General features: G+C 65.9%; 16 protein-coding genes. 8 read left to right on the top strand and 8 right to left on the bottom strand.

Going from position 1 to position 16184, the window contains the following annotated elements:
- Positions 1 to 57: 57 nt before the first annotated feature.
- From mscL to SB749_RS01615, 4 genes are all read right to left on the bottom strand, one after another.
- Entirely contained in the window at positions 58 to 519 is a 462-nt protein-coding gene (gene mscL, locus SB749_RS01630) for a large conductance mechanosensitive channel protein MscL (RefSeq protein WP_062862383.1), read from the bottom strand.
- A gap of 228 nt (positions 520 to 747) precedes the next feature.
- Complete coding sequence (locus SB749_RS01625; protein WP_410708706.1) at positions 748 to 1377, bottom strand: SAF domain-containing protein; 630 nt, start codon at positions 1375 to 1377, stop codon at positions 748 to 750.
- Between the two features lie 198 nt (positions 1378 to 1575).
- The gene (locus tag SB749_RS01620) at positions 1576 to 1893 is read right to left on the bottom strand and encodes an FmdB family zinc ribbon protein (protein WP_410709912.1); all 318 of its coding nucleotides are present in this window, start codon (positions 1891 to 1893) and stop codon (positions 1576 to 1578) included.
- 123 nt (positions 1894 to 2016) lie between these two features.
- On the bottom strand, positions 2017 to 2856 hold the full coding sequence (locus tag SB749_RS01615; RefSeq protein WP_410708705.1) for a 5-formyltetrahydrofolate cyclo-ligase: 840 nt from the start codon (positions 2854 to 2856) through the stop codon (positions 2017 to 2019).
- A gap of 45 nt (positions 2857 to 2901) precedes the next feature.
- Here SB749_RS01615 and galU point away from each other — a divergent pair, with 45 nt between their 5' ends.
- From galU to SB749_RS01600, 3 genes are all read left to right on the top strand, one after another.
- The gene (gene galU / locus SB749_RS01610) at positions 2902 to 3804 is read left to right on the top strand and encodes a UTP--glucose-1-phosphate uridylyltransferase GalU (protein ID WP_410708704.1); all 903 of its coding nucleotides are present in this window, start codon (positions 2902 to 2904) and stop codon (positions 3802 to 3804) included.
- An 83-nt stretch (positions 3805 to 3887) separates the two neighbouring features.
- Complete coding sequence (locus SB749_RS01605) at positions 3888 to 4484, top strand: GNAT family N-acetyltransferase (protein WP_139468299.1); 597 nt, start codon at positions 3888 to 3890, stop codon at positions 4482 to 4484.
- 116 nt (positions 4485 to 4600) lie between these two features.
- Positions 4601 to 6784 (top strand): hypothetical protein, encoded by a 2184-nt coding sequence (locus tag SB749_RS01600; protein ID WP_410708703.1) that lies wholly within the window; start codon positions 4601 to 4603, stop codon positions 6782 to 6784.
- Positions 6785 to 6972: 188 nt separating this feature from the next.
- On the opposite strand, the gene SB749_RS01595 is transcribed toward SB749_RS01600, so the two are convergent.
- A complete protein-coding gene (locus tag SB749_RS01595) occupies positions 6973 to 7452 on the bottom strand; it encodes a putative immunity protein (RefSeq protein WP_410708702.1) in 480 nt (159 codons plus the stop codon).
- A gap of 285 nt (positions 7453 to 7737) precedes the next feature.
- Here SB749_RS01595 and shiA point away from each other — a divergent pair, with 285 nt between their 5' ends.
- On the top strand, positions 7738 to 9063 hold the full coding sequence (gene shiA, locus SB749_RS01590; protein WP_410708701.1) for a shikimate transporter: 1326 nt from the start codon (positions 7738 to 7740) through the stop codon (positions 9061 to 9063).
- A 135-nt stretch (positions 9064 to 9198) separates the two neighbouring features.
- On the opposite strand, the gene SB749_RS01585 is transcribed toward shiA, so the two are convergent.
- Positions 9199 to 9525: a GNAT family N-acetyltransferase gene (locus tag SB749_RS01585; RefSeq protein ID WP_410708700.1), complete on the bottom strand. Its 327-nt coding sequence runs from the start codon at positions 9523 to 9525 to the stop codon at positions 9199 to 9201.
- A gap of 165 nt (positions 9526 to 9690) precedes the next feature.
- On the opposite strand from SB749_RS01585, the gene SB749_RS01580 reads away from it, so the two are divergent.
- Positions 9691 to 10278 carry a GNAT family N-acetyltransferase gene (locus SB749_RS01580; protein ID WP_410708699.1) on the top strand — a complete coding sequence of 196 codons (588 nt, stop codon included), beginning with the start codon at positions 9691 to 9693 and terminating at the stop codon, positions 10276 to 10278.
- Positions 10279 to 10443: 165 nt separating this feature from the next.
- Here SB749_RS01580 and SB749_RS01575 read toward each other — a convergent pair whose 3' ends face one another.
- On the bottom strand, positions 10444 to 11817 hold the full coding sequence (locus tag SB749_RS01575; protein ID WP_410708698.1) for an SLC13 family permease: 1374 nt from the start codon (positions 11815 to 11817) through the stop codon (positions 10444 to 10446).
- A gap of 217 nt (positions 11818 to 12034) precedes the next feature.
- On the bottom strand, positions 12035 to 13153 hold the full coding sequence (locus tag SB749_RS01570; RefSeq protein ID WP_410708697.1) for a YeiH family protein: 1119 nt from the start codon (positions 13151 to 13153) through the stop codon (positions 12035 to 12037).
- A gap of 86 nt (positions 13154 to 13239) precedes the next feature.
- Here SB749_RS01570 and SB749_RS01565 point away from each other — a divergent pair, with 86 nt between their 5' ends.
- The 3 genes from SB749_RS01565 to SB749_RS01555 all read left to right on the top strand — a co-directional run bounded on the left by SB749_RS01565 (position 13240) and on the right by SB749_RS01555 (position 16163).
- Positions 13240 to 14157: a LysR family transcriptional regulator gene (locus SB749_RS01565; protein ID WP_410708696.1), complete on the top strand. Its 918-nt coding sequence runs from the start codon at positions 13240 to 13242 to the stop codon at positions 14155 to 14157.
- A gap of 189 nt (positions 14158 to 14346) precedes the next feature.
- Positions 14347 to 15591: a trans-sulfuration enzyme family protein gene (locus SB749_RS01560; RefSeq protein ID WP_410708695.1), complete on the top strand. Its 1245-nt coding sequence runs from the start codon at positions 14347 to 14349 to the stop codon at positions 15589 to 15591.
- Positions 15591 to 16163, top strand: coding sequence for a GNAT family N-acetyltransferase (locus SB749_RS01555; protein ID WP_410708694.1), 573 nt, complete (start codon positions 15591 to 15593; stop codon positions 16161 to 16163). Before SB749_RS01560 ends, SB749_RS01555 begins: the two co-directional genes overlap by 1 nt.
- Positions 16164 to 16184: the final 21 nt, after the last annotated feature.

The following is a 16184-nucleotide window of genomic DNA, read 5'->3' as shown; positions in this document are numbered from 1 at the left end:
GCATGAAGAAGGCCCGCTCTCGGATGAGAGCGGGCCTTCTCTGCGATCGGCCGGTGATCAGTGCCGCGGAGGCTGATTCGGATCGATCGGACCGTCGGTGGCAGGACCCTCGGCGGGCCCGGCAGGCGAGGCAACCTGGTTGCGCAGGATCTCGCGGATGTCGCCGAGCAGATCCTCGGTGGTCGGAGGAACTTCTTCTTCGGGAGCTCCGCGCTTGCGCAGCTCGTTGAGCTTGTTCATCGGCACAATGATGATGAAGTAGACGATGGCGGCCACGATGAGGAAGTTGATGGCCGCAGTGATGACCGCACCGATATCAAGGGTGGCCTCGGGCACGCCTTCCTTGAGCGGGATCTGCAGTGCCGGTCCCTCAGCACCACCGACAGCGGCGATGAGCGGGTTGATGATCTTGTCGGAGAAGGCGGTGACGATGGCGGTGAATGCGCCGCCGATGATGACCGCTGTTGCGAGTTCGACGACATTCCCCTGGAGAATGAAGTCTCTGAATCCCTTAAGCATTAGAGAAACCCTTTCGGTGTGTGTTCACTGAAATGCTGTTATCGAATAGCTCAATTACGTTCCAATAGTACACATGGGTAACTCATTGTGAGCAGAAATGTTCTGCGAGTCTGATCATCGTATAGATGCTCCGGGTAACCGGTTTGCAGTGAAGAATGCGGGTCCGGTGGACGCGGACCGCTCGAGCACCGCAGATCAGCAGGGCGGACGGCTCGGCGATGACATGGTTCAGCGAGGGAGGATCGCAAAGCTGATCGGGAGTCCGGCGAACTCGGCGACACGCCCGGCATCATCGGCGGAGAGGATAACGGAAACAAGTTGTCCTGACTCCGCGGCTATTCCCTCGGGTTTGTCGACGAGGCGGGCGATCGTCACTTTCTCGACGACGACTTCTGATCCACCGTCGGGCAGGGACGAGAAGAGACGGATCTTCTGGCCCGGTTGGAGCAGTGCCCCCGAGGCATCATCGGCCAGACGGATCGGCATGAGCAGATCGCGGCTGCCCTTCGGCAGCGCCTGCTGATCGAGCACGATCGACGACGTCAGCGGTGACCCCTTCGACAATCCCGCCGAGGTGGCTCGCCCCTTCACCTCATCAACGGACTTGAACGCCTTGTCGGGGACGAGGTCGGAAGGGAACTGAGTGAGGGTGAGGTCCTGGGCCTTGAGTTCAGTTCCCGGTGCCAGGTCCGACTTGGCGACGACGATCGCCGTTCCTGCGCTGGTCGGTGTGAGCATCCAGACGGCGAGGGCGCAGGCACATGCGAGGCAGACGGCGGCGAGGATGCGCTGAGGTCGAATGCGAGACGGCCGTGACCAGCCAGAAGACGTGGACCGGATGCGGTTGAAGATGCCCATGCACCGAGCCTGCGGCGCTGCGCGGCCTGCGGCAAGGGCGCGGAACTCGCCTGTGGACAGTTCGTGGTGTCCACAGGCGATCGGTGTGTGAGTGACGAGAGCCGGTCCGTCGCGGCATCCGGGTAGCCAGCGGCCGAGGTGAATCACCTTGTAGGCGCTGGCTGGCGGTTGGGAAGGTGCGCCGGCGACCGGCGTCGCTCAGCTGGCGGCTGGGGTGCTCTCGGTCGAGGAGCTGCTCGATGACGAAGTCGATGAGCTGGAGGCTTCTTTCGACGACGAGCTCGAGGACTCTTTCGAGGAGGAGTCTGAACTCGAGGAGGTGACGGTGCTCGACTTGCTCGAGCGGGAGTCGGTGGCGTAGAAGCCAGATCCCTTGAAGCTGATGCCCACGGCACCGAAGACCTTCTTCAGACGGCCCTGGCATTCCGGGCAGACGGTGAGCGAGTCATCGCTGAAGTCCTGATGAATATCAAAGGCGTGACCACAGCTCTTGCAGGCGTAGGAGTAGACGGGCATTCGAGACCTTTCTTCGACGACAAGATTATAGTGCATCTCAGTTCCTCCCCGGAGCACCGGTCCGCGATATGCACAAGGTTATCCACATATCAACACGCGCGAGTGGGCGCTGATTCCTGACGATCAGGCTGTGAAGATGTGAGTTCCGTCGTCGGTGACGGCCTCCGGGATGCGCAGGTCCCAGTCCGCGGCGACGAGGCCCGGTAGTTCGAGTTCGTCGGCGAAACACACCCCGACAATGCGGGGACCCGAACCAGAAGCTGCCAAACCATTAGGTACCGAACCAGGAGGTACCGAACCATTGCGCCCCGAACCAGGGGACTCGGAAGCAGGAAGTCCCGATCCGAGAACGCCAGAATCGAGAGGCTCCGCCCCCTGCGGGCCGAAGGTCCTGTCGTAGAAGCCGCCCCCGTTTCCCAGCCGAGCACCATCAGTGCCGAAGCCCAGGGCAGGGACGAAGACGATGCCGAGGCCGATCGTGGGCGAGAGCAGTTGGGCGGCGGTGAGCAGCTCACCATCCCGGGCCGGTTCGCGGATTCCCCATCGGCCCTGCGGTCTCAGGCTGGCCATCGAATCAGTGACCTTGCCGAACACCAAAGGTTCGCCCACCTTGGTGACGACGGGAAGGTAGACGGTGCCGCCGGCTGCGAGAAACTGATCGAGCGCCGGGTCGAGGTCCGGCTCTCCGGGCAGCGCCGCATAGGCAAGAAGGGAACGAACCGGTGTTTCTCGGATGAGGTCCCACGCGGCGGCCGCCACGGTGCCCGCAGGCGTCACGGGACCCCCAGCCGACGCGGAGTCCGGGAGTGGAGCGGTAGTCGGGTCCGCCTCGGCGGGGATGGGCTGCGGAGATGCCGTCGTCACGGACGACGAAGAGGCCGGAACCGCCTCAGCGGGGGAGCGGTCCGCGCGAGCGGCGCGGATGCGGGACCGCAGCTGCGCCTTCGAAGTTTGTGAGTCCACGCATTTCAGACTAACCGCGGCGGGCGGATTCGTTAAGATGACTTCATGAGTGATGAAGCGCAGCGCACCGTTCGCAAGGCCGTGATCCCCGTCGCCGGTCTCGGAACTCGGTTCCTCCCCGCCACGAAAGCCACCCCCAAAGAGATGCTCCCCGTCGTCGACAAGCCGGCGATCCAGTACGTCATCGAGGAAGCCGTCGATGCTGGTCTGCAGGACGTTCTCATGATCACCGGCCGGAACAAGCGGCCGCTGGAGGACCATTTCGACCGGGTCGACGGGCTTGAGGCAGCGCTCGCGCAGAAAGGCGATGACAAGAAGCTCGCCGCGGTGCGCCATCCCTCCGAACTCGCCGATATCCACTATGTCCGCCAGGGCGACCCCAAGGGACTCGGCCATGCCGTGCTCAAGGGACGTCAGCATGTGGGCAACGAACCGTTCGCGGTCCTGCTCGGTGATGACCTCATCGATGAACGCAGCCCGATCTTGCCGAAGATGATCGAAGTCGCGGAGAAGACCGGAGGCAGCGTCGTCGCCCTCATGGAGGTCCCGCCCGAGGCGATCCACCTCTACGGCTGTGCCGCCGTTGAGTCCACTGCTGACGACGAGGTCGTCAAAGTCACCGACCTCGTCGAGAAGCCCGCCACCGAGGATGCTCCCTCGAATCTCGCCATCATCGGCCGCTACGTGCTGGCGCCGGAGATCTTCGACGTCCTCGAAACGACGAAGCCGGGACGCGGCAACGAAATCCAGCTCACCGATGCCCTGCAGGAGCTCGCCGGAGACGACGAGGGCCACGGCGTCTTCGGAGTCGTGTTCAAGGGCGCCCGTTATGACACGGGTGACAAGCTCGACTACCTCAAGGCCGTTGTGCAGATCGCGTGCGACCGAGAGGACCTCGGCGACGATCTCAAGGCGTGGCTGCGCGAGTTCGTGCCGAAGCTGGACTGAGTGCCGACACAGGACCGAGCCGAACGTCCTGGTTCAGCCCGTCCGGGCAGACCGACCTTGATCCCGAGAGCGAGGGCAGCCGCGTGTGGCCTGTCATCCTGACTGATCGACAGTCCGATATCGTGCTGCGACCGCTGCGCCGCCGCGACGAAGAGGCCTGGCGAGAGGTCCGCCGATTCAACCGCGACTGGCTGCGCCCGTGGGACGCGACTCTGCCTGCGCCGGGCCAGGAGCTGCCGGGGTTCCGCACGATGGTGCGGATGCAGGACAAACAGGCCAAACGCGGGCAGACCGTGCCGTTCGCCATCGAGGTCGACGGGAACTTCCGCGGTCAGATCACCGTATCGGGACTGAGCTGGGGTTCGATCCTGTCCGGGCAGATCGGCTACTGGATCGACTCGCGCGTGGCCGGGCGCGGAATCACCCCGGTCGCCGTGGCGATGGCCGCTGACCACTGCTTCTTCGCCCTCGGACTCCACCGCATCGAGATCAACATCCGCCCGGAGAACACCGCGAGCCTGCGTGTGGTCGAGAAGCTGGGCCTGCGTGATGAGGGGCTGCGCGAGAAGTACATGCACATCGATGGGCAGTGGTGCGACCACCGCACCTTTGCCCTCCTCGCCGAGGAGGTCCCGCAGGGTCTGCTGGCCGCATACCGGCACGGCACCGGCGGGTGGTAGGCGCGAATCGGGAACGTCCAGCCGCCACCTGGGAATTCGGTGAACTTCGCCCCAGTTTGACCGACACACCTCGCGCCTTCACGACTTCCCTGATGCCTGCAACTTAGGGTGGCATTGTGGACACCAGCATCATCGTCGTCATCGCCATCGTCGTGGTCTTCGCCGTTGCTGTGCCCGCAATGATCCGGAAGTCCGCGACGGATCTCTCGCGCGTCGAAATCGACACGGTTCCGGACAATGCGGCCGTCGTCTCCGCCGAGACAGCCATCCCCGGGCACGACCATTCGGAGCGCATCCAGGTATTCCACGACAAGCCTCGGAAGGTGCCGTCGGTGCCGACCCCGGACGTCTCACAGGAAGTCGAGGCCCCGAAGCTGAGTCTCTCGGCCTCCACCCCGGAGTTCGCCGTCATCGACGGTCACGCCGAAGCACACACCATCACCGAGGCTGCCGAGCACTCCCAGCTCAACGTCCTTCCCGTTGCGGTCGGTGAAACCTACTCCTCCCTGTCCGCCGACCATGCGGCAGTCGGTCGCGTCGTCGGTTCCAGCGTAGGCGTCGGCACTGACACAGGCGTTCGTGCAGGCGCTGCCGCTGACAATGTGCGACTGCTCCACCCTGCGGTCCATGCAGTCTTCAACGACGGCGGCCGCTCCGTCGGGCAGTCGGACAGACAGAGTCGTTCGCCGCAGGCTCATCCGCCGCATCCGACCAGTGCCGGCCACAAGGCGTCGACGAGCCGGACGGTTTCGGGCGGCGCCGGTCCAGCCCCTCAAGGCGGCGGACCACATGAAGGCCAGTCTCGGACGGGACGCGGCGGCCACCTCGGCGAGGGGATGGCCGGCACAGATGGACCGAACCGACAGATTTCCAATCCGACCATCGGAACCGATGAGGAACATGCGATGACCGAGCAAGCCACGACCCTGCGGGAGTCACTGAAGTCGCTGAACACCATGGTCAGGGGCTTCTCCCTGGTATTCCTCGCCTCGGTTCTCGGCATCCTTGTGTCGAGTGTGCTCGCGGCCTTCTCGGTCGTGCACATCGCCCTGGCAGGTGTCTTCCTCGGGCTCGCCGTCGTCACTCTCTTCCTCGTGCGCACGCTCAATCTGCGCAAGCGCGAGACGAAGAAGAAGCTGCGACGCCTGCAGGAGACCGCACGGTCGCGGACAGCGGCCCAGCCGAAGCATGCCACCGAGGCGGAGAGCGTCGCCAAGGTCGAGCGTGCCTCCGAGACGAAGCCGGCCGAACCGTCGACTGCCACGGCACGACCGACTGACTCCTCACGATCGAATGCCACGGCCAGGACGACGACAAATGCTCAGCCTGCAACTGGATCGCAGACGACAGCTCGAACGGGCGCGAAGTCCGCGAAGTCGCAGACCGTTCCGGTCAAGCAGCAGCCTCGCACGGCACCGGCATCGACCTCGAGCGGAACCGCTGCTCGGATCGCCGCGGCCGCGCAGGGCACGAGCGCGGCGGCGAAGGCCGCGCAGGCTCGCGCTGCGATGAACCGCTCCGCCGAGGCGAAGAAGTCCCGCGAAGAGGCCGACACCGGAGAGATCCCGCTCGTGCGCATCCGCAAGGAAGCCGCCGAGGGCCACACCACGCGCCAGGTCCTCCTCACCGGACCGATCCCGGTCGTGAAGGAGAACGCCGCCGCAGACGGTGACGCGACTTCCGCCGAGGCGGCCGCCGGCTCGGAGGCCGCCTCGACGTCGGGCAACGCCGCCACCGCGGCATCAACGTCGACGGCAGAGCCGAAGGCGGCATCGACGGATACCACGGTCGACCGCGAGAACGATTCCGAGGCCTCTTCGGCGACGACTGCAGAGAAGGCTCGGACCGAATCCACCAAGACCCCGGTCTCGCTCGGAGCCGACCTCCTCGCTGAGGCCGACACGGCCTCAGATGCGGCCGGTCGAAAGGAGGCGGATGCGGATGTGCACGCTGCACTTGATGCGGCGGCTCGCACGGTCGATGACCCGTTTATGCAGCGACTGAAATCGCGTGACGGCTGGTCGCCGACCCCGCTGCCGGTGCCCAGCTACGTCGATGCACCCGAAGCCGAGCATCCGGTGCCCTCGGCATCGGCGGCCGATGCCAGCTCGTACGAAACCGAGGCCCGCAGCCGTGAAGATATCGCGGCTCAGTTCGCCGAAGAGCTCGGCTACCGGCCGGAACTCAGCGACTCCGCCCGCGAGGAAGGACCCCTTGGCCATGGGCGCAAGGCGATCCGGACGACGAAGGCCGCCGACCTCGGTGCCGTCAACGACGTTCTCGCTCGCCGGCGCGCGTGAAGCCCCGAAGTCGCTGAAGCGAGGTCCGCACGGATTTCGCGATGCCGACGCAGAAGCCCCGCCAATCGACGGGGCTTCTGCGTGCCAGGGTTACGGTGTCCACGAGGGGTTGTCGCCGGCAGGCTGCTACACGACAGATAGCACCCGTGCTAAAGCGTGCTGTCTGCCCTGGAGGGTGCCGCCAGCGATCAGGCGCTGAAGACCGACCAGCAGATCGCATCGCGTCGTGCCTGATCGTCCAGCACGAGTTCGCGGACTTCATTCGGCAGCCGGTCGCGCTGCCAGTCGCGTTCGGCACGACCGGCCGCAAGGTTCTTCCCTGAAGCCCCTCGGGCCGCTTTGATGGCGTAGGCCGCCGCCCCGAGGTTGTGCTCGGCGACGTGTCCGACACAGGCCGCTTGCCCCGCCGCATAAGCGGCGAACCGGGCAGGCCCACGCAGAGGCCGTGCCGCACCCATGGCATGACCGCCGAGGGCGCGAGCCTCCATCATCGACATCTCACCGGCTGCCCACGCCCGGGCGGCGGCAACGGCGTCGCGAGGTCGATCGTCCTCGGGGCAGGCGGATTCGAAGACCGGCAGGACGTGTTCGGCGCAGTCAGCAGCCCACAGGGCGAGAAGGTGGTGTTCGGAATCGGTGAGGGAGCCGCCTCGGCGAATCGTGATCATCCGCGGATCTCGGACCTCCGGCAGGATCACAGGAACCGACCGAGAATCGACAGCGGTCGCGAGCGACGAAGCGAGCAGGCGTTCACAGTGGCCGATTGTAGTGGCCCTTCCGGACGGTGCCTGGCTTGAGCGCATCGGAAGCCGTGGACGGAGACTGACTGGCGGCGTGCGGTTTCCCTGGTGGACACGGTCGACTCAGCAGTCATCGGCCGTGCTAGATTGCTCAGCGTCGATCACGCGAGGGCGGCCGGCAGAGAGCCGAAGACGAGTTCAGGGGAGAAACCGATGGCCGATATCGAAGACCAGGTGAGAGCTGAACCTTACGTTGGACGGCGTGCACGCCGTGCGGCGGCCGGGTCGTTTATCGGCGCCGTCGTCGAATGGTATGACTTCCTGCTCTACGGGATCGTCGCAGCTCTGGTCTTCGGCGAACTCTTCTTCCCCGGCTACAGTGACCGAGCGGGCACGCTCGCGGCGTTCGCGACCTTCGGCGTCGGATTCATCTTCCGCCCGCTCGGCGGAATCATCTTCGGCCACTTCGGCGACCGTCTCGGGCGCAAGTCCATGCTCATCTGGACGATGACGATCATGGGCGTGGCCACCGCGCTCATCGGCTGTCTGCCGACCTACCAGGCGATCGGCTGGCTGGCACCGGCACTGCTCGTCCTGCTGCGCTGCATTCAGGGCGTGGCGGTCGGCGGAGAATGGGGAGGCGCCGCGCTCATGGCCGTCGAAAGCGCACCGCCGAAGCTGCGCGCCTTCTACTCCAGTGGGGTTCAGGTCGGCTACTCGGTCGGCCTGCTGCTGGCCACCGGACTCGTCGCCATCCTCAGCGGCGGACTGAGCTCCGAAGGCTTCCTGGTTTGGGGATGGCGGATCCCGTTCCTTGCCAGTGTCGGCCTCGTTCTGGTCGGGCTGTGGATCCGTGCCGGTGTCGCGGAATCCGAAGAATATGTGGAACGAGTGAAGAACGCGGACGAGGACAAAGTTGCCAAGCTGCCGATCCTCGAGGCCTTCAAACGATTCCCCGCACAGATCGCCCAGATCGTCGGACTGCGGTTCATCGAGCTTCTGACTATGTACATCGTCACCACCTTCGCGCTGTCGTATGCGACGGACGAACTCGGTCTCGACAGGCAGCTCATGCTCAACATCACGCTGCTCGTCGGCGGCCTGGGTATTGTCACGATTCCTGCCTTTGCTTACCTCTCTGATCGGTACGGACGTCTGCGCGTCTACCTCACCGGCGGAGTCGTCGGACTGCTCAGCGCGATCCCGTTCTTCCTCGCTCTGGAATCGGGAAGCACGATCGCCATCGTGATCTTCGCCGTGCTGCTGGTCAACATCGCCCACGACGCGGTCGTCAGCGTCCAGCAGCCGCTGTTCGCCGAGATGTTCAGCCCCGAGTTCCGTTACAGCGGAGCGGGCGTCGGCTACCAGCTGGCCAGCGCGCTGGCCGGCGGCTTCACTCCGTTCATCGCCACGTACCTCGTCGGAGTCGGCGACGGCAGCTGGTACCTCGTCGGTGCTTACCTCGCAGTGGGTTGCCTGATTTCGATCTCCGTCGCCGCCTACCTCGCGAAGAAGGGACGACGCACCGCCGGTGCCTGATCACCTCGGTGCGCCGAGGCGGTATGCCGCATCGAGGTGGTTGTGGCAGGAACGGTGTGGGGTGCGGCGGCCACTCGGTCATCGCGGCCGCGCGACCTCATCGCCGGGAGCGCACACCGCTCATGGGTCGGCCGCTCAGGCGACGAACTTGTCGAACTCGTCGTTCTTGGCCAGGAAACTCTGCACATAGGAGCACGTGGTCCGGAACTTCAGCCCCGCCTCGGCGCTGGTCTCCAGTGCATAGCGCACCAGCTTGGCCGCCAAGCCGCGACCGCCCCACTCGGGCGACACCTCGGTGTGGGTGAAGATGCGCACCGGACCGTCGGCGGTGTCATCGGCACTCGCCTCACGGTCGATGTAATCGGCGAGACCGATGACCTTGCCCGCGTGGGAGACGGTGAAGCGTTTGGCCGCAGCATCCTCGGCGATGGTGAAGGTCTCTCCCGAGATGTCGATGTCCATGGTCATTCCTCCCGAATGTCCGTGCCGGCGGCACTGCGCGATGGTCGTCGGCGATCGATCGACGATCGTCGCTGTCCTGACAATTGACACTATAGTTCTGCTTCTGAGGAAGCGACTAGCCTGGTCAGACGCAGCCGCACGGAAGATCTTGAAGGAGTCCCACCTATGACCGCACACCCCTCGGCGACCCTGGTCGACGCGCACCGCCGGAAGCTGGGTGCAGCCGGATTCGAGGTCACCGAACTGACGTCCGCCGACATCTCCGACTACGTCGAGCTCGTGTCCTCGGCCTACCGCGGCGAGGGATCGAAACAGGGCTGGACCACCGAGGCGGACCTGCTCGGGGGACAGCGGCTCGACGGTCCCATGGCTGAGGACATGCTCGCCGAGGCGGACTCCCAGATCCTGCTCGCCCGCGATGGGCAGGGGCGCGCCGTGGCCAGCGTCTATGTGCGCGAACCCGAGGACGGAGCCTCCTATCTCGGGGTGCTCGCTGTCTCTCCGCTGGGACAGGGCAAAGGGGTGGGGTCCTTGCTCATCGGCCTCGCAGAGGCGTGGGTGGTCGAACACTGGGGTGCAGCGTCGATGCGGATGAGCGTGATCAACAAGCGTGACGAACTCATCGCCTATTACGAGCGCCGCGGCTACGTGCGCACCGGCGAAATCGAGCCCTTCCCCTACGGCGACGAACGCTTCGGGCTGCCGAAGGTCGACGACCTCGAATTCGTGCTGCTGGCCAAACCCTTGAACTGAGGGGCGGCCGAATCGAGGCTGCAGTCGGAAAACGGGCTGCAGTCGGAAAATAGGTCAGCATCGGACACTTCTGTTGGAGAAGAGTGTCCGATGCTGACCTATTCTTGGAGGCACTGGGAGCCGGCCCGGGGCACAGGCCCGAGAACCCCGCCCAAGAGCCCGGCCTCAGAACATCATGGCGGGCACGACGAGACCGCCGACGAGGGCGACCGGCCCGATGACGACCATCGACATGCCGAACTTCACGAGGATGCGGGTCAGGCGCGGCTTGTCCTCGACAGGGGCGGTTGCGACGACCGTGGCACCCAGCGTCGAGAACGGTGAGACGTCGACGACCGCCGAGCACACGCCCAGAGCCGCGATGAGTGCCCAACCGGGCACCCCGCCCGCTGCGATGAGAGGCAGAGCCAGCGGCACGAGCGCAGCGAGGATGCCCGTCGTCGACGCGAAGGCCGAGACCAGGCCGCCGACGATGCAGAGGACGAAAGCAGCGATGAGCGGCGAACCGATCGACTCGGCACCCTCACCGAGCAGGTCGACGGCTCCCATGTTCTGCAGCACGCCGACGAAGGTGATGATGCCGCCGACGAGGAGCACTGTCGGCCAGTCGATCTTCGGGATCGCGGCCTTGCCTGTCTTCGGATCGACCAGCGCGAGGATCGCTCCGAACATGAAGCACAGCAGGCCGATGTCCGGTTCCTGACCGAGCGCCGCGAGCACGACCACGCTGCCGATGAGGCCGACCATGAAGATCACGGTGAGGATCTGGACGAAGGTGAACGGCTTGGATTCTCCCGCCTCGTCGGTGGTGGAGGAATCGAAGAGAGCTTCGTCCTCATCGTCCTCACCGAAGGCGACACTTGACGCCGAGGCGGAGCCGCGGGAGATCTTCGACTGGGCACTTCCGGCCGAAGCGTGCTCGGCTGCTGCCACAGTCGTCTTCGAGAACAGCGACCGACCGTACATGAAGTACGCGACCACGAGCATGACGAGGTAGACGGCCACGGCGATGCCGAAGAGCAGGAACGGGGAGAGGTCGATTCCGGCATCATGGGCGGTCGAGTACGTGACGATTCCGTAGAGGCTGGTCGGGGCGAAGCCGCCGGCGCCGATGGCGAAGCAGATCGCCAGTCCCATGAGCGCGTAGTCGACGCCGTACTTGCGGGCGACCTGCATGCCCACCGGCATCATGACGAGGCCCGCCAACGGTGCGCCCATGGCCGCAATGCAGCCTGTGATGACGAAGAACACCGCGGGCAGCAGCACCGCCGAGGATCCGACGCGTTCGAGGGCCCAGTCGATGATCTTGTCGACGGTCCCGTTCTCTTGTGCGATCGCGAAGAAATAGGTGACCCCGGCCAGCAGGATCATGATGTCCAGGGGGAACTCGGCGATGATGTCGTCGACGGCCATATCGGTGAAGATGAGCCCGGTTCCGGCCGCGCCGACGAGCATGAGCACGCCGATCTGCACACCGCGGACAGCGCCGATGGCGAAGAGGGCGACGAATATGAGCAGAGCAATGATCTGAGTGAGCATGATGTCCTTGCGAAGGCTGAAGCGACACTGAGCATCGCTGGCTGATTCGCTGAGAGACTACCAGTGTTACCGGCGGGTACCGATGAGGCGTGTCCGAACCGCCGGAAAGTCCCGATAGTCGGAAAATCCTCCCCGAGGCAGCTTCAGAACTACCCGACGGCGGCCCAGCAACCTCGCGCGAGGTTGCTGGGCCGCCGTCGGGTAGCAATTGGGAGGGTTAGGTGAGGAGGAGGGCTCCGCCTAAGGCGATGAGGGCGACGATGATCGTGACCAGGGCGGCCAAGGCGATCGGTCGGGCACCGAGGTTCTTCAGCGACCGCCACTGCACTCCGCGGCCGAGGGCGAACATCGCCATTGCCAAGCACACGGTCTGGATCCAGCTGAGTCCGGTGACGGCGAACTCCGGCAGCAGGCCGAAGGTGCGCAGAGCCGCCATGACGAGGAAGCCGACGACGAAGAGCGGAACGATCGGCGGACGCTTGCCGTGCGCCGGAGTCTGCTTCGTCGCAGTCGACACCGCCCCCGCGGCCGATGCACCCGACCCGTTGCTCTCTCCACCCGACCCCGCGGCTGCGGAGGTCTCGGCGGAACCGGCGGCCGCCTCGGTGCCGGTGTTCGTCAGTGCCTTGTCCTCGCTGCGGCGCACTGCATAGCTGAACACGGCGACGGTGGGGGCGAGCATGATGACACGGGCGAGTTTGACGAGGACGGCGATCTCGAGGGCCGCAGGGCCGATGATTCCGCCGATCGCTACGACCTGGGCGACCTCATGGGTGGCGGCACCTCCCCACATTCCTGCGGTCTCCGGGGACAGACCCATGGCGGTCGAGAGTCCGGGCACGATTGCGATCATCAGGGTGCCGAAGAGGACGACGAGGCCGATCGCGGCGGCCACATCCTCCATCTTCGACTTCAGGGTCGACTCGACTCCGGCGACGGCGGCGGCACCGCAGATGCCGAATCCGCTGCCGATGAGCACGGCCAGGGGGCGGTCGACCTTGAGCGGTCGGGCCAGTGCCAGGGCTGAGAGGATTCCGGCGGCGACGATGACGGCGGCGAGGAGAAGGACAAGCCAGCCGAGGTCGAGGATGTCGCCGAGCACAACCTGCGCGCCGAGGGCGACGATGCCCAGGCGCAGCAGCGGCTTTGCGGCGAAGTTGAGTCCGGGCATGAACGCCTCGGGCAGGTTGGGCACTAGATTGCCCAAAAGGATGCCGAGCACGATCGCCACGAGCAGCGGTGAGAGCACGGGGGCGAGCATGGAGATCGGCCACGCGACGGCCGTGGCCACAGCGGCGACGGCGAGTCCGGGTAAGAGGGAGACGAAGCGGTTCATGACTTCAGTCTGTCAAGGCCTGCTCGGTCGCAGTAGACGGTGATTTCTTCGCAACCCATATGGATCTGATATGTCATGATGAGCATATGCACGATCTCGGGAATATGAAGAACTGGCCCGAGCTCCAGGCTCTGGGGCTGCTGGTGGCCCTCAGCGGCAACGCCAGGTCGATCGGCCAGGCCGCGGCGAGACTCGATCTCGCCCAGCCGAATGCCTCACGCAGTCTGCGCAACCTCGAACGCGATCTCAAGGTGCCGCTGCTGCGGCGCTCGCCGCGAGGAACCGAACTCACCGTCGAGGGCCGCGCCGTCGCCGAATGGGCGTCGAAAGTCATCGAAGCCTACGACACGCTCTACGCCGGGGCCCGCGCCATCCAAGACGCCCGCGCCGGAACCGTCAAGGTCAGCGCCTCGCTGACGGTCGCCGAATACCTCATGCCCCATCACCTCACGACCTTCCGCGCCGCGCATCCGAAGATCGACATCGGGCTGTCGGTGGAGAACTCCGCGACCGTCATCGACCGGGTGCGCCGGCAGACCTGCGACCTCGGGCTCATCGAGTCCGTGTCCCTGCCGCAGGATCTCAACGCCGAGGTGGTCGGCCGCGACCGACTCATGATCGCCTGTGCCCCGGACTTCGCCCACGCCTGGACGAAGCCGATCACCGCCGAGGAGCTGGCGCAGGTGCCGCTGTTGGTGCGTGAGATCGGGTCGGGCACGAGGGAGGTCATCGACGCGGCACTGGTCGGAGCGGGGGGAGTGCGCGTGGCGGGGGAGTACGGATCGAACTCCGCCCTGCGCATCGCCGCCGCCACATCCGTGGCTCCGGCCGTTCTGTCCGAACTCGCTCTGCGTGATGACTTCCGGGCGGGACGTCTGGTGCCGTTGCCGGTGGCCGACGACGTCGACCTCACCCGTGAACTCCACGCCGTATGGGCGCGGACCCGGCGACAGTCACCCGGGGCACGTCTGCTGCTCGAGCACATGGTCGACAACCTCGAGTGACGGAGCCCGATTGACGGAAGCCGAGTGACGGAAATCGAGTGGTGGGGCTCGAGTGACGGAGCCCGAGCGGGCCGTAATCTGCGCGCTGTCTGAAGCCGTGGACACCGGGCGAACCCTTCAGAGTTGCGGAAAAGTGTCCGAAATATCGCTGTCGATTCCGTGTGATGCGGTGAGGCATATATTGGGGACATGACACAGCCTGAGCCAGCCTCCTCACCCGCCCGTCATCCTGAGTTCGCTCCGGACACCATCGTCGTCGAGACCGGACGACCTCAGCGCGTCGACGGCGCCTCGGTGAACCCGCCGATCGATCTGTCCTCGACCTTCGTGAGCGCGGGCGACATCTCGAATTCGCCCTATGCCTATGCCCGCTTCGACACTCCCGCATGGACGCCCTTCGAAGGGGCGCTCGGTCAGCTCGAGCATGCGAGCCTGCCCGGACTGGTCTTCGGCTCCGGTCTGGCGGCGATCTCGGCCGTGATCAGCCTCGTGCCCGCCGGAGGCACCCTGATCATCCCCACCCACAGCTACCAGGGAGCGCTCGCCTCAGCCGAGCAGATCGCCGGGCGGCAGAACTTCGACCTCGTCACCGTCGACATCGCCGACACCGACGCGGTCATCGCCGCCCTCGACGAAGCGGGGCAGTCGACGGCGGGCCGGGTCCCAGCGGAGGGGGCGGCCGCCTCGGCGGGGGCCGCTGAGGGAAGGACCGCCTCGGCGACGGCGCCGGGAATGCTGTGGATCGAATCGCCGACGAACCCGATGCTCGAGGTCGCTGACGTGCCCGCCCTGACCGCGGCTGCCAAGGACCGCGGATTCCTCGTCTCCGTCGACAACACCTTCGCCACCCCGCTGCTGCAGACCCCGCTCGACCTGGGCGCCGATATCGTCGTGCACTCGGTGACGAAATACCTCGCGGGGCATTCCGACGTCGTCCTCGGTGCGGTCGTGACCAGCAGCACCGGACTGCGCGAAGAACTGCACACGGAACGTTCCATGCGCGGCGGAATCGCCGGTCCCTTCGAGGTCTGGCTGGCCCTGCGCGGACTGCGCACCCTGGCCGTGCGCCTCGACCGCGCGCAGGCCAACGCCCAGGCCATCGCCGAGCGTCTCGCCGCCCACCCGGCCGTCGTCGAAACCCGCTACCCGGGCCTGCCGAACGACCCCGGCCACGCCCGCGCGGCCGCGCAGATGAACGGTTTCGGCGCGATCATCTCCTTCACCGCAGAATCCGCGGACAAGGCCACCGCCATCGCCGAGGCGGTCCGACTGTGGACGCCGGCGACCTCCCTGGGCGGGGTGGAATCCCTCATCGAACGGCGCCGCCGACACCCGTCGGAACCGGTGACCGTGCCCGAGGGACTCATCCGATTGAGCGTCGGCATCGAGAACCTCGACGACTTGTGGGCTGACCTCGAGGCGGCCCTTGCCTGATGAGGCAGACGCCCGACTATGTGCTCGACCGGCCCAGCGCGGATGACCTCGACCAGTTCTTCTCCATCGACTCCGACCCGCGGGTCTGGACGCACCTGCCCAGCGGCCGTCTGACCGATGAGGAAGAGGCCGAAGCGATCCTTATTCGACTGGCCTCGCAGTGGGAACTCGACGGAATCGGACCGTGGATGGTCAGGCAGATTCCGGGCGGAAACATCCTCGGCCATTGCGGCTGCTCCCTGCGCGGAGTCTCCTGCCCCGGTGCCTCACGCAGTACACCCGGAGCGTTCTGGAACCTCGGATACCGGTTCCGGCCCGAAGCACAGGGGCGTGGCCTGGCGACAGCGGTCTCGCGGGAGGCGATCGAGGCCGCGGCAGGCATCGACCCGGAGCTGCCGGTCGTGGCGTATCTGCTCGAGGCCAATACCGCCTCGGCAGAGGTCGCCCGCAGGCTCGGACTCGGACTCGTTCACCGCGCACCCGACGCCGGCAATCCCGACCCGACCGCCGTGAGACTGGTCTTCGCCGACCGGGAACTCACCGCCGCCCAGCTCGACGCCACCTTGGCCTGAGCACCGCGCATTCCGCCGAGA

The organism is Brevibacterium sp. SIMBA_078 (assembly GCF_046534565.1).
Lineage (GTDB): Bacteria > Actinomycetota > Actinomycetes > Actinomycetales > Brevibacteriaceae > Brevibacterium.
This window is presented reverse-complemented; position numbering and strand designations above follow the sequence as displayed.

Excerpts from the sequence above, each read along its gene's own strand:
- SB749_RS01585 (WP_410708700.1), bottom strand. The coding sequence starts at position 9,525 with ATGGACATCGACATCTCGGGAGAGACCTTCACCATCGCCGAGGATGCT.
- SB749_RS01580 (WP_410708699.1), top strand. The coding sequence starts at position 9,691 with ATGACCGCACACCCCTCGGCGACCCTGGTCGACGCGCACCGCCGGAAG.
- SB749_RS01625 (WP_410708706.1), bottom strand. The coding sequence starts at position 1,377 with ATGGGCATCTTCAACCGCATCCGGTCCACGTCTTCTGGCTGGTCACGG.
- SB749_RS01560 (WP_410708695.1), top strand. The coding sequence starts at position 14,347 with ATGACACAGCCTGAGCCAGCCTCCTCACCCGCCCGTCATCCTGAGTTC.
- SB749_RS01620 (WP_410709912.1), bottom strand. The coding sequence starts at position 1,893 with ATGCCCGTCTACTCCTACGCCTGCAAGAGCTGTGGTCACGCCTTTGAT.
- SB749_RS01555 (WP_410708694.1), top strand. The coding sequence starts at position 15,591 with ATGAGGCAGACGCCCGACTATGTGCTCGACCGGCCCAGCGCGGATGAC.
- SB749_RS01575 (WP_410708698.1), bottom strand. The coding sequence starts at position 11,817 with ATGCTCACTCAGATCATTGCTCTGCTCATATTCGTCGCCCTCTTCGCC.
- shiA (WP_410708701.1), top strand. The coding sequence starts at position 7,738 with ATGGCCGATATCGAAGACCAGGTGAGAGCTGAACCTTACGTTGGACGG.
- mscL (WP_062862383.1), bottom strand. The coding sequence starts at position 519 with ATGCTTAAGGGATTCAGAGACTTCATTCTCCAGGGGAATGTCGTCGAA.
- SB749_RS01595 (WP_410708702.1), bottom strand. The coding sequence starts at position 7,452 with ATGATCACGATTCGCCGAGGCGGCTCCCTCACCGATTCCGAACACCAC.
- SB749_RS01565 (WP_410708696.1), top strand. The coding sequence starts at position 13,240 with ATGCACGATCTCGGGAATATGAAGAACTGGCCCGAGCTCCAGGCTCTG.
- galU (WP_410708704.1), top strand. The coding sequence starts at position 2,902 with ATGAGTGATGAAGCGCAGCGCACCGTTCGCAAGGCCGTGATCCCCGTC.
- SB749_RS01570 (WP_410708697.1), bottom strand. The coding sequence starts at position 13,153 with ATGAACCGCTTCGTCTCCCTCTTACCCGGACTCGCCGTCGCCGCTGTG.